The 15,860-nt window shown below is 26.9% G+C and carries 17 protein-coding genes; 5 read left to right on the forward strand and 12 right to left on the reverse strand.

Features of this window, described 5'->3' with window-relative positions:
* Window positions 1-1,104, forward strand: a 1,104-nt coding sequence (locus tag Q1J60_RS05645) for a 6-phosphofructokinase (protein ID WP_300259451.1), incomplete at its 5' end; no start/stop codon positions are given.
* Window positions 1,105-1,276: 172 nt separating this feature from the next.
* Here Q1J60_RS05645 and Q1J60_RS05650 read toward each other — a convergent pair.
* Window positions 1,277-2,563 carry an aminotransferase class V-fold PLP-dependent enzyme gene (locus Q1J60_RS05650; RefSeq protein ID WP_300259453.1) on the reverse strand — a complete coding sequence of 429 codons (1,287 nt, stop codon included), beginning with the start codon at window positions 2,561-2,563 and terminating at the stop codon, window positions 1,277-1,279.
* 170 nt (window positions 2,564-2,733) lie between these two features.
* On the opposite strand from Q1J60_RS05650, the gene Q1J60_RS05655 reads away from it, so the two are divergent.
* On the forward strand, window positions 2,734-4,665 hold the full coding sequence (locus Q1J60_RS05655; RefSeq protein ID WP_300259455.1) for an ABC-F family ATP-binding cassette domain-containing protein: 1,932 nt from the start codon (window positions 2,734-2,736) through the stop codon (window positions 4,663-4,665).
* 80 nt (window positions 4,666-4,745) lie between these two features.
* Here Q1J60_RS05655 and Q1J60_RS05660 read toward each other — a convergent pair whose 3' ends face one another.
* The 3 genes from Q1J60_RS05660 to Q1J60_RS05670 all read right to left on the reverse strand — a co-directional run bounded on the left by Q1J60_RS05660 (window position 4,746) and on the right by Q1J60_RS05670 (window position 6,570).
* A complete protein-coding gene (locus Q1J60_RS05660) occupies window positions 4,746-5,210 on the reverse strand; it encodes a dUTP diphosphatase (protein WP_300259457.1) in 465 nt (154 codons plus the stop codon).
* Window positions 5,211-5,339: 129 nt separating this feature from the next.
* Window positions 5,340-5,930: a hypothetical protein gene (locus tag Q1J60_RS05665; RefSeq protein WP_300259459.1), complete on the reverse strand. Its 591-nt coding sequence runs from the start codon at window positions 5,928-5,930 to the stop codon at window positions 5,340-5,342.
* Window positions 5,931-6,015: 85 nt separating this feature from the next.
* The gene (locus Q1J60_RS05670; RefSeq protein ID WP_300259461.1) at window positions 6,016-6,570 is read right to left on the reverse strand and encodes a DUF1836 domain-containing protein; all 555 of its coding nucleotides are present in this window, start codon (window positions 6,568-6,570) and stop codon (window positions 6,016-6,018) included.
* Window positions 6,571-6,807: 237 nt separating this feature from the next.
* Between Q1J60_RS05670 and trhA the strand changes: the two genes are divergently transcribed.
* Window positions 6,808-7,455: a PAQR family membrane homeostasis protein TrhA gene (gene trhA, locus Q1J60_RS05675; protein WP_300259463.1), complete on the forward strand. Its 648-nt coding sequence runs from the start codon at window positions 6,808-6,810 to the stop codon at window positions 7,453-7,455.
* 54 nt (window positions 7,456-7,509) lie between these two features.
* Here the strand turns inward: trhA and Q1J60_RS05680 are convergent, their stop codons facing one another.
* Both Q1J60_RS05680 and Q1J60_RS05685 read right to left on the reverse strand, forming a co-directional pair.
* Complete coding sequence (locus tag Q1J60_RS05680; protein WP_300259465.1) at window positions 7,510-8,394, reverse strand: LysR family transcriptional regulator; 885 nt, start codon at window positions 8,392-8,394, stop codon at window positions 7,510-7,512.
* Between the two features lie 12 nt (window positions 8,395-8,406).
* Window positions 8,407-8,685 (reverse strand): hypothetical protein, encoded by a 279-nt coding sequence (locus tag Q1J60_RS05685; RefSeq protein ID WP_300259467.1) that lies wholly within the window; start codon window positions 8,683-8,685, stop codon window positions 8,407-8,409.
* 163 nt (window positions 8,686-8,848) lie between these two features.
* On the opposite strand from Q1J60_RS05685, the gene Q1J60_RS05690 reads away from it, so the two are divergent.
* On the forward strand, window positions 8,849-9,565 hold the full coding sequence (locus Q1J60_RS05690; RefSeq protein WP_300259469.1) for a polysaccharide deacetylase family protein: 717 nt from the start codon (window positions 8,849-8,851) through the stop codon (window positions 9,563-9,565).
* 16 nt (window positions 9,566-9,581) lie between these two features.
* On the opposite strand, the gene Q1J60_RS05695 is transcribed toward Q1J60_RS05690, so the two are convergent.
* Window positions 9,582-10,118 (reverse strand): N-acetylmuramoyl-L-alanine amidase CwlD, encoded by a 537-nt coding sequence (locus Q1J60_RS05695; RefSeq protein WP_300259471.1) that lies wholly within the window; start codon window positions 10,116-10,118, stop codon window positions 9,582-9,584.
* A 119-nt stretch (window positions 10,119-10,237) separates the two neighbouring features.
* Entirely contained in the window at window positions 10,238-10,873 is a 636-nt protein-coding gene (locus tag Q1J60_RS05700; protein WP_300259473.1) for a hypothetical protein, read from the reverse strand.
* Between the two features lie 219 nt (window positions 10,874-11,092).
* Here Q1J60_RS05700 and Q1J60_RS05705 point away from each other — a divergent pair, with 219 nt between their 5' ends.
* Window positions 11,093-12,748 (forward strand): SulP family inorganic anion transporter, encoded by a 1,656-nt coding sequence (locus Q1J60_RS05705; protein ID WP_300259474.1) that lies wholly within the window; start codon window positions 11,093-11,095, stop codon window positions 12,746-12,748.
* Between the two features lie 71 nt (window positions 12,749-12,819).
* Here the strand turns inward: Q1J60_RS05705 and Q1J60_RS05710 are convergent, their stop codons facing one another.
* From Q1J60_RS05710 to Q1J60_RS05725, 4 genes are all read right to left on the reverse strand, one after another.
* On the reverse strand, window positions 12,820-13,545 hold the full coding sequence (locus Q1J60_RS05710; protein ID WP_300259476.1) for an energy-coupling factor ABC transporter ATP-binding protein: 726 nt from the start codon (window positions 13,543-13,545) through the stop codon (window positions 12,820-12,822).
* A gap of 24 nt (window positions 13,546-13,569) precedes the next feature.
* The gene (locus Q1J60_RS05715; protein ID WP_300259478.1) at window positions 13,570-14,367 is read right to left on the reverse strand and encodes an energy-coupling factor transporter transmembrane component T; all 798 of its coding nucleotides are present in this window, start codon (window positions 14,365-14,367) and stop codon (window positions 13,570-13,572) included.
* Between the two features lie 81 nt (window positions 14,368-14,448).
* Window positions 14,449-15,444, reverse strand: a complete 996-nt coding sequence (cbiM, locus tag Q1J60_RS05720; RefSeq protein WP_300259480.1) for a cobalt transporter CbiM — start codon at window positions 15,442-15,444, stop codon at window positions 14,449-14,451.
* A gap of 214 nt (window positions 15,445-15,658) precedes the next feature.
* The gene (locus Q1J60_RS05725) at window positions 15,659-15,811 is read right to left on the reverse strand and encodes a hypothetical protein (RefSeq protein WP_300259482.1); all 153 of its coding nucleotides are present in this window, start codon (window positions 15,809-15,811) and stop codon (window positions 15,659-15,661) included.
* Between the last annotated feature and the right edge of the window lie 49 nt (window positions 15,812-15,860).

Raw genomic sequence — 15,860 nt, forward strand, 5'->3', positions numbered from 1 at the left:
AATGTTTATGGTGGATTAAACGGAATAGAAGGTATTTTAAATAAAAAAATAATAAATCTTTCAGAACTTGATGAACTTCAATTAGAAAGATTTAAAAGTTCACCTGCCTCTGGTTTAGGTTCTTGTAGATATAAATTAAAACCTCTTAGCGAAAGTGAAGATGAGTATTTAAAACTTTTAAATATTTTAAATTCACTTAATATAAAAGCTTTCTTTTATGTAGGTGGAAATGACTCAATGGATACTACTGCTAAATTAAATGCTTTTGCAAAAGCTAAAAATATAGATATAAAATTCTTTGGAATCCCTAAAACAATAGATAATGATTTAATGCACACAGACCATACTCCAGGCTTTGGTAGTGCTGCAAAGTTTATATCTACAGCTGTTTTAGAAACTTATTTAGATTCAAAAGTTTATAGTAATAATGGAATTTTCATAGTTGAAACTATGGGAAGAGATACAGGCTGGCTAGCAGCTTCCGGAGCTTTAGCCAATATAAATGGAACTAAGTGTGCTGATTTAGTATATTTACCTGAAAGAGCATTTTCAGTACAAAGCTTTTTAACTGATGTAGCTAAAATATTTAAAGAAAAAAAACATGTTTATATAGTAGCTTCTGAAGGATTAAAAGATGAAAATGGAAAGTTTCTTACTGAAACTGCATCAAATGGAGATTCATTTGGACATGCTCAATTAGGTGGTGTAGGTGATTACTTAAAGAACCTAATAATTCAAGCTAGTATAACAAATAGAGTTAAATCTCTAGAACTTAATACTCTACAAAGATGTTCTATGCATGCATCCTCTAAAATAGATGTAAATGAAGCTATTATGGTAGGACAAGCTGCCTTAGAAGCTTCTGTTAATTCAGAAGGTGGCTATATGGTTGCTATAAAAAGAGAATCTTCATTCCCATATAAGAGTTCTACTTTTTTAATTGAAGCCGATAAAATAGCTAATAATATAAAATATTTCCCAAGTGAATGGATAAATGAAGAAGGTAATAATATAACGGAGGAAGGTTTATCATATCTTAAACCATTAATTAGCGATTTCAAGGATAGAGATTCTCTTCCTCTTTATCATAGTTTTGTTTTATAGATATTGTTTTACTCAATTACCTACATTTAATGAAAGACATGCAAAAATGCATGCCTTTTATTTTTCTTTAAGAACATCTTTTAAAGTATCATATGCAAAATCTATTATTTCTCCACAACTTACCTTATTTTTCTTTATATCTTAAAAGTTAAGAATTTATTTAGAATGAGTTTCATAGCCTAAAATCTTTTTGTTTTACTATTTCTAATGTATTTAAGAATTCCTCTATTTCTTCTTTAGTATTATATAATCCTAAACTTGTTCTTAACATTCCTGGTCTAGGCTTATTACTATAAGCATATTTTGAAAATTCTTCATCCTTAAGATTTAAAAGTCTCCTAACATACGGATGTGCACAAAAAGCACCATTTCTAATTGATATTCCTCTAATATTAGATAATCCTTCTGATATTACGTCATGATGAATATCCTTAACATTAAATACCACTACTCCTATTCTATTTTCATAATTAGAATCTCCATATGTTATTATATCTGGCATACGTTCTAACCCTTCTAGTAAACTTTTTTTCAAGTTTTTTTCTAATAATTCTATTTTGTCAAATCCTATAGATTTTATTAATTTAATAGATGATAAAAGTGAACATATCCCTATTATATTAGGTGTACCTGCTTCAAAACGCTCTGGCTCACTATCTAAAAAAACTTTATTATCTGAAACTAGATCAACTGCTCCACCACCTTTTAATAATGGATCTTTATCTTTTATAAGATCTTTTAATGCAATAATTACACCTGTTCCAAAAGGAGCATACATTTTATGAGCTGAGAACACTAGAAAATCTATATGATCATTATTTCCTGTTCCCCCTATATTTATTGGTTTATGAGCAACTAATTGGGCTGCATCTACTATTATTTTAACTCCATTATCATGAGCTATTTTTGCTATTTCATTTATTGGATTTAAGTATCCTGTTACATTAGAGGCACCTGTTATTGTTATATATTTTACTTTTCCCTTATGCTTTTTAATTAATTCTTCTATCTTTTCTTTTCTTAATACTCCTAGTTCATCAACTTCAATATATAGAATATTGCTATTTTCTCTCCAAGGCAAGTCATTTGCATGATGCTCCATTCTAGTACTTATAACATAATCTTTTTTATTTACTAAAGAATGGGCTAAAAGATTCAAGCCTTCAGTAGAATTTTTAACATATATTACAGTATAATCTTCTGCATTCTTAACATTAAAAAACTCTAAAATCTTTTTTCTTGAGTTTTCATAAAATTCATTACAAAAATTTGCTTTATATCCTTTTCCTCTTCCAATAGAACTATATACATGCAACATGTCACTAACACATTTTAATCCTTCTTTTAAAGCAGGTGTAGTAGCTGCATTATCAAGATTAATGGGTACTATCTTTTTTCCATTGTAAATAGTTATTTCTTCATCAATACCTATAAATAAATCTCTAAAATTATTATTCATAACACATCACTCCAATGGTATATAAGTATTCCAAAAGCTTAAATTATATTCTTAAAACATAAGGATTCTATAAAATAATTCATACCTAAACATTTAATTTGATGAAATTCTTCATTATTAGTATAATTGTATTTGATTAATACTATAAATTCGATGATAGGAGTTTTAAAATGATTATTTTAAGCTGTAGACACTTAACTAAAAGTTTTGGTATTGATGAGATTTTAAGAGATGTAACATTTAATATAAATGAAGGTGACAAGGTTGGTTTAATAGGACCAAATGGAGAAGGTAAATCAACATTATTTAAAATTCTTACCAAGCAAATAGATTATGATAGTGGTGAATTATTTTTAGATAAAAACAAAACACTAGGATATCTCTCTCAGAATTTATCTTTAGATAGTGAAAATACTATTTATGATGAGATGCTTTCTGTATTCTCATCTTTAACGGAACTTGAAGATAAAATTAAAACCTTAGAAGAAAAACTTAATGAACCTTATGACGCTTCAAATGAAGAATATCATAATAAACTTATAAAAGATTATACACTATCTCAAGAACTTTATGAAAATAGAGGTGGTTATACTTTTAGAGCAGAAATTTCTAGAGTTCTTAAAGGTTTAGGTTTTTTAGAGGAAGATTTCAACATCAAAATTGTAAACCTTAGTGGAGGCCAAAAAACTAGATTAGCACTCTGCAAACTACTTTTAAGTAAACCAGACTTACTTCTTTTAGATGAGCCTACAAACCATTTAGATTTAGAAGCTATAGAATGGCTTGAAGAATATCTTAATGCTTATAAAGGAACAGTCTTTGTTATTTCCCATGATAGATTTTTCTTAGACTCTGTAACAAATAAAACTTTTGAACTTATTGGCGGAAAGATACATTGTTATAATGCAAGTTACACTAAATTCCTTGAACTTAGAAAAAATGATATTGAAGCTAGATTAAAAGCTTACAACTTGCAACAAGCAGAAATAAAAAGACAAGAAGAAATAATAGAGAAATTCCGTTCATTTAATAGAGAAAAAAGTGTTAGAGCTGCTGAAAGTAGACAAAAGGCTTTAGATAAAATGGATCGTTTAGAAGCACCAGAGGTTATAAAAGAAGCTTCTAAAATAAACTTTGAGACTTTAGTTAAAAGTGGTAATGATGTTTTACATATTGAAAACTTAAAAAAGAGCTTTGATAATCTTTTATTTGAAAACGTAAATTTAGATTTAAAGCGTGGAGAAAAGGTTGCTCTAATAGGTGAAAATGGTAGAGGTAAAACTACTCTATTTAAAATAATAATGGGAATGTTAAAGCAGGATTCTGGTTCTGTATCTCTTGGTAAAAACGTATTTACAGGATATTACGATCAAGAACAATCTAACTTAAATCCTGATAAAACCATAATAGATGAAGTTTGGGATGACTTTCCTAACCTTACTACTACTGAAATTAGAAATTATCTTGCTTCTTTTCTATTTACTGGTGATGATGTATTTAAAGAAATCTCTCTATTAAGTGGTGGTGAAAAGTGTAAGATAAACCTTTTAAAACTTATGCTTTCAAAAGCCAATCTTCTTCTTTTAGATGAGCCTACAAATCACTTAGATATTATGTCTAGAGAAGCTTTAGAAGATGCTATTTTAAGTTATGATGGAACTTTAATAGTTATTTCCCATGATAGATACTTTTTAAATAAAGTCATTAATAAAATCGTTGAGCTTCAAGAAAATGGTCTTAAAACATATTTAGGAAATTATAACTATTATATACATAAAAAAGCTAATCCTAATAGATATGAAGATATTGATGAAGAAATAAACCAAGGTAAAACCAAAACACAAATAAAAGAAGAAAGAAAAAAGAAAAAGTCTGCTGAGAAATCAGCTAGAGCTTTAAGAGCTCAACTTAGAGATGTTGAAAAATTAATTTCTCAAAAAGAAGAAGAACTTGAAAAACTTCAAGAAATGCTTTGTAATGAAGAGGTTTATTCAAATCCAGAAGAAAGCGTAAGAGTTAATAAAGAAATTAATTCAACTCAAGAAGAAATAAATTCTCTTTACGCTACTTGGGAAGAACTTTCTGAATCCTTAGAGGAGTAAAATATTCCCTCTAAAAAAGAGAATTTAGTGAGATTTTTTGATTAAACAAATCTCACTAAATTCTCTAATTACTTTTCAAACTACTTTCTTCCTGTAGTACCAAATCCACCACGATCTTCATTTCCAAATGATTCCACCTCTTCAAACTCTATTTCTGGCATAACTTCCATAATTCTAAATTGACCTATTTTATCACCTTTTCTTATCCAAGTTCCTTTAATTTCTTCCCCATTATCATTTTCAACATCTTTTCCCTGTAAGCAATAAACTGGCATATGCCACTGATCATTGTCCCCTATATATGTATCATCTACAACGCCAACACTATTAGTCTGTATAATTCCCCAAGTTTTAAAAGTTGAACTTCTAGGTGCTAAATGTCCTTCCCATCCTTCTGGAAGTTCTAAAGCAAATCCTAAAGGTACCATAGCTCTATCTCCACATTTAACAAATACATCCTTATTAGCATACACGTCTATCCAATTACCTTTTGTTATTTTTTTTAATTTAGTTGCTTTATCAAAATACTTAATTCTAATTATCATATCAAATTCCTTTCTTTTGTTTAATATATATAAATTTTTAGAAATTAAACTATAGCTATTATATAATTTTATTTATAAAAATTAAAGCCCACAGAATATTCTGTGAGCTTCTAAATGATATTATTTTAATTATTGACAACTTGATTTGCTATTACATCTACAATGCATAGGTGGTCTATTACAATCTTCTCTATCTCTTAACTTGTTTATTATTACTATTTTAGCATATTTATTTCTTGGACAAATACATACTTCATAACATGGATAATATTCTGGTGCTTCAAAATAGCAACGATCTACAGGTTGTTTAACAGCATATAAACCATCTTCTAGACATTTAAAACAAACCCTTCCAAAACGATCTGTATATTTACAATCTATAAGTTCAAAACCAGTATTACAATCTATTTTATATAATTCTATTGGCATTCCACTTATTGGTTCACCGTCAGAACATCCTAATAAAGATTGAACTTCAATAATCCCTTTCTTAGGAATTGGCTTTGGTTTAGGTCTCTTACAGCAATCTTTTCTATCATCATGACATCCATGATTATGATCATGATGATTGCAATGATTATGATGATCACAATGGTTGTGATGGTCATGATTATCACAACCATTGTGATAATAATTATTATATCCTGCATCTTCAAATAATTCTTCTAATTCATCTAATTCTATTCCTTTTGAATCACATTGGCAATCTCTATAATCCATAATTTACCCTCCTAGGTTTTATCATATGATTAATATATATTATGACTACCAATTACAAAATGTTACATTTTATGTGTTTTAATGTCTATTCACTATCAAGTATTTTTTCAGCTAGCTTTTTATATATATTTGCTTTGTCCACAAGCATTGCACAAAGAAGTAATTTCTTTTCACTACTTTCTAATAAATTAAATTCTTCTCCTAAATTATTCAAATCTATATTAACCTCATTTTTTATATCTTCTATATTCTTTTTTTGCCCTATTAAATATATTTTATAAAGCTTTTTTATATCATCCGAATTAAATTCATCCTTATTATATCTTTCAACAATATCTCCTAAAGCTAGTTTTATATCACTAAGTGCTAATATCCCCTTCATATTATATATAAAACACATAAGTATAATATGTTCCTTACTATACTTTTTATTTTTAATATCCATTAACAATTTTCCCTTAGCATAATTGTTAATCATAGTTTTAGTTAAAATCTTATCTTCTTCAAATCTCTTATTTCCACCTAATTTATTTTCAAATAATTGTATTACTTGATCCATATATAAATCTAATTCTGGTATATCTTCTAAATTAATATTGTTATCCAAATTTAAACTTTCTAATAAATCATTTAAATTCATAAAATCACTTCCATTCGATTCAATTTATCATATAGTTTCTAAAACTACATTTCATCCTATATATATTATATTATAAGTAAATAAAAATAAATTCAAGCTTTTTGGCAATATTATCTATATATCATTAAAATTCTCCTTAATTTAAAGGTTGATATCTTACTATATTTGAATCATAATTATAACATGATAATAAGTAGTTTTGAAAACTACTTGAAAACTTTCTCTTGGAGGTATTTTATGAAAAATAAGTTTTTTAGAGAACCAATAAACGGTTTTACTCATTTATTTGGTGCTATTTTATCAATATTCGCCTTAGTAGCACTAACAGTTAAAGCTACTTATGTGTACGGGATAGGCTTACCACTTTTATCAGTTATTCTATTTGGTTTTTCATTAGTATTGCTTTATAGCGCTTCTGCTATATACCATTTAGTTAAAGCAAATAAAAAAACTATAGCATTTTTAAGACGTTTAGATCATTCTATGATATTCATACTTATATGTGGAAGCTATATGCCTTATTGTCTTATTGGTCTTGAAGGTAAAGCTCAAATTTTTATAACTTCTTTAATAGTAACTCTTACAGCTTTAGGTATTTTATTTAAGATGGTTTGGTTTAATTGTCCTAGAATTTTTTCTACTCTTATGTATATAGGAATGGGCTGGATTTCTTTAGGCGCTATTCCATTTTTCAAAAATATAACTAATTTAGCATTAATTTGGTTAGCAATAGGAGGAGTTATATATACAGTTGGTGGAGTAATTTATGCGCTTAAACCAAAATTTCTTGAATTTAAATACTTAGGATTTCATGAAATATTTCATATCTTTATATTATTAGGAAGCTTATGTCACTTTATATCAATTTTCTTTTATTTACTATAATCAGTATAAAATAAAAAGGATAGTAATACTTATTAACAAGTATTACTATCCTTTTTATATGTTTGAATTTTTAATTTCATCTATAAATATTTCTAAATTTTTAGATATAAATTTATCTTTATGATATACAAGATATAATTCTCTACTTATATTAACATCCTCTATTTTTATTTCTTTGATTAATCCTTCTTTAATCCTTTCCTCAGTAGCCTTACAAGAAACACATGCTATTCCAAGTCCTGTTTCAACAATTCTTACAATAGCTTCAGTATCACCAAGTTCCATATATATATCATAATTACAATCTCTATTTATAAGATAATTTTCTAAAAATTCCCTTGTTCCACTTCCCGCTTCTCTCATAATAAATTTTTCATCTTCTAAATCTTTTAAAGTTATTTTTTTCTTTGAGAATATAGTATTACCAGGATTTGCTATAAATATTAATTCATCATATCCTACTGTTAAAACTTCTAACTCATCAGATTTAATATGTCCTTCTACTAAGGCAATATCAACTTTATTTTCCATGATAAGCTCTTCTATTAACTGAGTATTTTCTATAATTAAAGATATTTCTATATTTTTATGTAACTCATTAAATTCTTTTATTAATTCTGGGAGTATGTATATACCTATTGTTGTACTTGCACCTATAACTATTTTTCCTTTTTGACCTTCTTTACTACTTCTAATTGTACTGTTAGCCTCTTCATAAAGATTTAAAATTCTTCTACTATATTCAAAATATACTTCACCCTCATGAGTAAGATAAAGCCTTTTACCTATTCTATCAAAAAGTTTAACATCAAGATCACTTTCTAATTCAGCTATAGCCTGGCTTATAGATGGTTGACTTATATACATAGACTTAGCTACTTTTGTCATATTTAAACATTTAGCTGTTTCAAAAAATATTTTTAACTTTCTAAAATTCATGTAATCAAATCCTTATTCATCTTCTTTTACTTCTTCAAAATTAACATCAATAACAGGGCCATCATCTTGAATATCAGCCTCTGATTTATGCTCTTCTTTTGTAAATGTGTAAGTATAAGCTTCTGTTTTTTCTTTTTTATTAATATACTTTCTTATAAATTTAAAGTACACCCATCCTATAAGGATTAGTATTATAGCCCCTATTAAAATATAAGGTAATACCCAAATTACAAAAGCGAATATAAGTATTGTAAAAATTATTCCTAATCCTATTCTTAAATAATTCTCCATATATTATCACTCTCTTTTATATTTTTTATTTATTAATTATACCATAAAGTCAAAGAAATAAAAAATGATTATTCGTAATCTACGGTGCTTATATTTAATACTTTTTTTGAAAATACTAATTAAGATATCTCAAATATATAGTAATAATTAAGGAAGTGATAAAATGAAAAAATTTTCTTTTCTACTATTTACATTAATATTTTCTTTTTCAACCTTAGCTACTTATCCCAAATATATTAAAGCAGCTAACTTAGAAGAAAATACAAAAAAAATTTTTTTAACCTTTGATGATGGTCCTGGTGGTAAAGTTACAGAAGAAATTTTAAACACTCTTAAAGAAAATAATGTGAAAGCTACATTTTTTTTAATAGGAGAGCTAGTAGAGAAACATCCTGATTTAGTAAAAAGAATGAATGATGATGGTCACTCCATAGGTGTACACACATTTACACATGATAGAAATAAAATTTACAGAAATGATGCTTCATTCTTAGAAGAGAACTTAAAAGCTCAAGAAGCTATAGAAAAAGTTATTGGAAAGAAAGTATTTTCTCTTAGATTTCCATTCGGCTCTAATAATAGTACATATACCTTAAAAAGATCTTTAGTAGACTCCTTACATGAACAAGGTTTTAGAATATATGATTGGACAGTAGATAGCACTGATGCTCTTAATCCAACCTTAGACCCAAGTTCTATAATTCAAAAGTCAATTTCTAACTCGGATTATATAGTGCTTTTAATGCATTGTGGATACTCTAATAATAATTCTGCTAAAGCATTGCCATCAATAATAAAACATTTTAAATCAGCAGGATATAGTTTTGAAGTAATAGATGAAAATACTCCTGAAATTTATAGATTAAAAAATGAAGGTTGAGAATTTCTCTCAGCCTTTATTTAGTCCCTAAGCTTAAAATAGATTCAACTAAAGTTTTCGCTATACATGCTCCTTTTTCAATAACTTCAGATTCATTATTAATATTCAAATTTAAATATATTATTACACTTGGTTTATTTACATACAAAAGATTATAAACTTCTGAACTCTTAACCCCTTTATTCTTATAATTACTTAGTTCAAAAAATGAGCATATATTCTCTGCAAACTTTCTACCTTTCGAATCAAACTCTTCTACAAAACAAAAGATTTCATTTTCCTTTGAAAAATCAATGTTTAAAGTAATATGCAAATCTGATTCACTTCTATTTACTCTTTTAACTATGCTTTTTAACTCTTCTCCATTTGAAATAAAAATTTCATTATATGGAGTATAATCAATAAATCTTAAATTATTTTTAACTTCTTCCTTTTTTAAAAAATAAATAATAGTTTGCTCAATCTTTTCTTTTAAATTATCTGATGTATCTTTATCTATAATATGACCTTTACCTAAGTCCAAACTTATAATGGCACCTTGAGCTAAATACATATTTATCCTCCTATGTTAAAAGGTTCTAATTTATAATATGTGGTTCATTGATAAAGTGCCATTATCTTACTTATTTCACTATCTTTTTATTTATAACATGTAAAAATTAATACGTTAAACTATTTTCTTACTATAACCTTATCTCCATTTTCATAAACAAATAATTCTAATTGAGGATTAATTTCTTCAACAAAGGCTTTTATCCATGCATTTCTTAAATTATGAAACTCAGCTACATCTCCTCTTACTTCACTCCAAAATCTTTCATGCAAATCTCTACTCATATGCCAAACTATTTTTTCAGAAGAATTTTCTAAAACTTCATTAATTCTATCACAAGGCATACCATCTAGTATATAATTATTTAAAGAATTATATACTTCTAAAATATTTTCTCCATCTATTTGTCCTTTACACTCATTTGCATTTATTTTTCCCTGTCTTTCATAAAGCTCTATAAGTTCTTTTTTTATTTCCTTCTCTCCACTTAACATATTAGTTATGTAATATGCACATCTACCCTCAGCTGAATTTATTCTTGCTTCTAACCAGTCATGTATATTATTTTCATCTATTATTTCATCTAAAGGTTTATTTGGAGTTTTTTCTCCAAAATTTAAATTGGCATAAGAAACCCAATTATCTACTGGCATATTTCTTTCCTTTGCCACTTTTAAAACTTCTTCCTCTAGATTTTCAAACCATTTTATTTTATCAAATAACCAAAAATGTATTTTACCTAAAAATAAGCTCATACTTTCACCTCTTAATATAATTTATAAATCAATTATATTATATTTCTCTTTACCCTTCCGTAACACAAGTTACCATCAAGAGAATTTTTGTAAACTTTTTGTAAACAACACCTTTATTTCCTAATTAATAACGTTTCAAATCGTTCTACGAAATTGTAAATGTACAATTTAAGTAATATAATAAAAATCGACTGTTTTATAAGGAGTTGATATATTTCAATGTACAAACCAAAATTAATTTCTCTTTTAAATGATAAAGAGAACGGATTTTCAAAAGAACAATTTTTTAAAGATTTAGTTGCTGGGATAATAGTTGCTATTATCGCATTACCACTATCTATTGCATTAGGTATTTCTTCAGGAGTATCTCCTGAAAAAGGATTAATAACTGCAATTATAGCTGGATTCATAATTTCACTATTAGGTGGAAGTAGAGTTCAAATTGGTGGACCTACGGGTGCCTTTGTTGTTATAGTATTTGGTATTATACAAAATCACGGAATTGATGGACTAATAATTTCCACATTTATGGCTGGTATTATTCTTGTTTTATTTGGCTTATTAAGATTTGGTAGCTTAATAAAATACATACCTTATCCGATAACAGTAGGATTTACTTCCGGTATAGCTGTAACACTTTTCTCAACACAGGTTAAGGATTTTTTAGGACTTACAATGACTAAAACCCCTTCTCAATTCATACCTAAGTGGGAAGCTTACATATCTCATATGAATACTACAAATTTTTACACATTAACTATAGGATTACTAGCACTTACTATTTTAATCTTTTGGCCAAAAGTAAATAAAAAGATTCCAGGATCTTTAATAGCCTTAATATTAACAACTTTAGTAGTATTTATATTTAATCTACCAGTCTCAACAATAGGAAGTCAATTTGGCAAAATAAGTTCAAATATTCCAATGCCTCATATTCCTAATCTAAACCTTAATACATTAAAAGCATTAGTAGGACCTGCTTTTACAATAGCTCTTTTATGTGGAATTGAATCATTACTATCTGCTGTTGTTTCAGATGGTATGATTGGAGATAAGCATAATTCAAATGCAGAACTTATAGCTCAAGGAGTGGCTAATATTGGTTCTTCTCTATTTGGAGGAATCCCTGCCACTGGAGCAATTGCTAGAACTGCTGCTAATGTTAAAAATGGAGGAAGAACTCCTATTGCAGGTATAGTTCATTCAATAACTTTATTACTTATAATGCTTGTGTTTATGCCTCTCGCTAAATTCATTCCATTAACTACTTTATCAGCAATATTAATAATTGTTTCATATAACATGAGTGAATGGAGAACTTTTAAGGCAATTCTTAAAGCTCCTAAAAGTGATATAGCTATATTACTAACAACATTTTTCTTAACAGTATTATTTGATCTAGTAATTGCTATAGGAATAGGAATGCTAGTTTCTATGTGCTTATTTATGAGAAGAGTTGCTACTTCTATAGAAGTAAATGAATTAAATGAGAATGACTGCTCTGATAAATCTAATATAGATACTGATATGGAAAATCTTAAGGTTGGAGAAAATGTATTAGTCTATGACATAAGAGGTCATCTTTTCTTTGGTGCTGTAGATACATTCATGAATACAATGAAAGAAATAAATGATGATGCAAAAGTTCTTGTTTTAAGAATGAGACATACTAAAACTTTAGATGTTACAGGATATAAACAAATAAAAAACATAGCATTAAGTTGCAAGTCTCGTAATATTACTTTAATAATATCTGAATTACAAGAACAACCCAAAAAAGTTATGAGACTTATGGGCTTTATTGATACTTTAGGTGAAAATCATTTCGCTACAAATTTTGATGAAGCTTTAGAAAAAGCAAATTCTGTAATTTAGAATAACATATATTAGACTGTAAGGATATTTTTTAAATAAAATTCCCTACAGTCTAATATGATTTTTATAAATTAAATTATATTATTATCTTCTAGAAATTGCTTATCTGAACATACATTATTAAAATTATCATCTCTTATAATTTTATGATCATCTGAAAATACAATAGCCCTATTAAATACATCTTTGATATATTCAAACTCATGAGTTGAACAAATTATTGTCTTTCCACTTTTATTAAGTTCTATAAGAAGTTCTCTTATAAATTTTTTACCTTTTGGATCTATTTCATTTAAAGGTTCATCTAAAACTAATATTTCAGGATTCAAAGCTAAAACACTAGCTATAGCAACCCTCTTCTTTTCTCCTCCACTTAATTTATAAGATTCTTTATATTTTAATTTTTCTATACTTAATAATTTAAGACAATCATTAACTCTAACATCTATTTCTTCTTTACTTAATCCCATTTGCATAGGACCAAAAGCTATTTCATCATAGACATCTGGACAAAAAAGTTGAACATCAGAATTTTGAAATATAAAACCTATTTTTTTATGAAATCTCTTAGAAAATAAATTATCTTCTAAATTCTTCTTTGTTATTTCTTCTCCATCTAAAATATACTTTCCTTTTGATGGAAGCAAAATACCATTTAATATTTTTAATAATGTTGTTTTTCCACTTCCATTAGGACCAATTAACGCAATTGCTTCTCCTTTATTTATAGTTAAGTTTATATCTTCAAGAACAATTTCATCTTTATACTTAAAGGATAAATCCTCTAATTTAATCATATATATACTCTCCTGTATCAATACTTATATTACAAAAAAAGCACCAATCATCAAACAAGTTATTGCACAATATATATAGTCATTCAAATGTAATTCAACTTTGTGCCTTGACTTAAATTCTCCATTAAAGCCTCTACATTCCATTGCAGAATACATTTCATCACCCATATTTTTTGACTTTAAAAATAAAATACCTATTATTTTTGATAAAGATTGTCTTTTATTATTATTTTTCCCAACTGATTTTAATTTTAATGAATATAACATATTAAGAGAAAAATCACCTAATATATATATATATCTTATTGTTATATCAAATACAAGTATGAAAATATCTGGAATAGCAAAAACTTTAAGAGATTTTATTGCATCACTCCATTTTGTAGTATAAGAAAAAGTATTAACCATAAGTACTGTTATAAATATTTTCAAAATCAAATTTCGACAATTTACAAAACTATTTCCTAATAATAAAGATGGCGCTAACATTATAATAGTAAAAATAGGAATAGTAATACTTGTTTTTAATATTTTCTTAATATCATTACCATCTAAAGTAGCTAGACAAATCATTGAATATGCTAAAGAACAAAAAATATAATGAACATTTCTAGTTAATGATAAAAAAATTATAATTAAAAATGTTGATGCTAATTTTACAGTAGGATTAATTTTATAAATAAAACCATTATACTTTTCATTGTCTCTCTTAATTTTAGATAAAACTCCAACAAAAGCTAATATGGTTTTATCTAGAAACCCTTCTTTATCTGCCTTTGGTTCATATACATCAGTTTTTAATAACCAATCATTTATTTTCATACTAAACTTCTTCTTTCATTAATAAATTAACACTCAATAAATATATTGAATCATAATTTTTTTTATCCATTTACTAAATATCTAGTTTTCTTTGACAAACAAGTTACTAATTAATTTAAATATTATAATTAATGTAGCTACACCTATTATTGCAGATATTATATATCCAACAATATTATTAGTACCACTTATATTATATCCATCTGCAAAAGCATGAAAAGACGAAGATACTTCCATTCCTTTTGGGACATATCCTAAAAGTGATTGTATTTCCTCTGTGCTCCACTCTCCCCAAGCAGCACCTGAAGCTAATAATCCTAATGGTGTTAATCCTATTGCTACAATTATTGGTAGTAAAATTGTTTTTCTAAAAAAACCAACATTTGACTTAACTTTTCCTTTATCTTTTGAAAAGTCTGTAATTAGATCTGGAATTACTTTTTTAATATACGCATAAACTCCTACAGTTATTGCTCCTTCAACTAACCCAATTATTAAATGAGTAAAAAGCATTGCAGGTACTGACACACTTAATGAATACGGACAATATAAGGCATGTCCTAAAGAATCCTTAAATAATAAAGGTTGAATACCAAACTCTATAGAAGCACAAAAACTAGCTAAATTTAATCCTAAATAACCTGCTATAAATGCGGATATATATTCTCCCTTTTCGCCTTTTATTTTAGACTTTAAAAATTTATAAATATAATAACCTGCAAAAGGCATTATAAACGCCATATTAAATGCATTTGCACCAAATGCAAGAATTCCACCATCTCCAAAGAATAAAGCTTGTATTAACAAAACTATACTAACCGATATGGTAGCCGCAGCAGGTCCTAAGAGTATTGCAATTAGTACTGCTCCAACTGCATGAGCTGTTGTTCCCCCTGGAGCTGGAACATTAAACATCATTGCTAAGAATGAAAACGCTGCACAAACTCCTAAAATTGGTATTTTCTTTTTACTCATTTCTTTCTTAACTTTACTTATAGCATATTTCCAAACCGGAACCATAGCTACTCCCATAACTGCACAAGTTGATGGACTTAAATAATTTTCTGGTATATGCATAAAATCAACCCCTTTATTAACTATTTATCGACATATTTAATATTTGTTTTAAATCAACTCCTTCACTAATAATTTGTCGACACATTTCATCTTTATTTTACATCCAATTAAATATTTATTCAATAGTTTTGTATATTTTATAAATTAATTTTAAAAAAATAAGGTTTGAGTTAAAATATTTTAAAAATTTCAACTCAAACCTTTTTACTATCTTTTATTCTTCAAATTCTATATTTCGTAACTCTAACCCTGAATTTTCCATATCATTCTTATCTTTTTGCTTTTTGTCATATAATAATGATGCTACAAAAGCACTTCCTGCTAGAGCTAATAGAGCAAGTTTTCCTTTTTTTATTTTTTTACTCATAATCTCACCTCACCACATTTATATATTTATATAGGATTAATTATTAAGC

The organism is Clostridium sp. (assembly GCF_029258205.1).
GTDB lineage: Bacteria > Bacillota > Clostridia > Clostridiales > Clostridiaceae > Sarcina.

Coding starts and splice junctions, on each gene's coding strand:
- Q1J60_RS05665 (WP_300259459.1), bottom strand. CDS start 5,930: ATGGATTATAGAGATTGCCAATGTGATTCAAAAGGAATAGAATTAGAT.
- Q1J60_RS05695 (WP_300259471.1), bottom strand. CDS start 10,118: ATGTATTTAGCTCAAGGTGCCATTATAAGTTTGGACTTAGGTAAAGGT.
- Q1J60_RS05670 (WP_300259461.1), bottom strand. CDS start 6,570: ATGAATTTAAATGATTTATTAGAAAGTTTAAATTTGGATAACAATATT.
- Q1J60_RS05660 (WP_300259457.1), bottom strand. CDS start 5,210: ATGATAATTAGAATTAAGTATTTTGATAAAGCAACTAAATTAAAAAAA.
- Q1J60_RS05690 (WP_300259469.1), top strand. CDS start 8,849: ATGAAAAAATTTTCTTTTCTACTATTTACATTAATATTTTCTTTTTCA.
- Q1J60_RS05685 (WP_300259467.1), bottom strand. CDS start 8,685: ATGGAGAATTATTTAAGAATAGGATTAGGAATAATTTTTACAATACTT.
- Q1J60_RS05705 (WP_300259474.1), top strand. CDS start 11,093: ATGTACAAACCAAAATTAATTTCTCTTTTAAATGATAAAGAGAACGGA.
- Q1J60_RS05725 (WP_300259482.1), bottom strand. CDS start 15,811: ATGAGTAAAAAAATAAAAAAAGGAAAACTTGCTCTATTAGCTCTAGCA.
- Q1J60_RS05700 (WP_300259473.1), bottom strand. CDS start 10,873: ATGAGCTTATTTTTAGGTAAAATACATTTTTGGTTATTTGATAAAATA.
- trhA (WP_300259463.1), top strand. CDS start 6,808: ATGAAAAATAAGTTTTTTAGAGAACCAATAAACGGTTTTACTCATTTA.
- cbiM (WP_300259480.1), bottom strand. CDS start 15,444: ATGCATATACCAGAAAATTATTTAAGTCCATCAACTTGTGCAGTTATG.
- Q1J60_RS05715 (WP_300259478.1), bottom strand. CDS start 14,367: ATGAAAATAAATGATTGGTTATTAAAAACTGATGTATATGAACCAAAG.
- Q1J60_RS05710 (WP_300259476.1), bottom strand. CDS start 13,545: ATGATTAAATTAGAGGATTTATCCTTTAAGTATAAAGATGAAATTGTT.
- Q1J60_RS05680 (WP_300259465.1), bottom strand. CDS start 8,394: ATGAATTTTAGAAAGTTAAAAATATTTTTTGAAACAGCTAAATGTTTA.
- Q1J60_RS05650 (WP_300259453.1), bottom strand. CDS start 2,563: ATGAATAATAATTTTAGAGATTTATTTATAGGTATTGATGAAGAAATA.
- Q1J60_RS05655 (WP_300259455.1), top strand. CDS start 2,734: ATGATTATTTTAAGCTGTAGACACTTAACTAAAAGTTTTGGTATTGAT.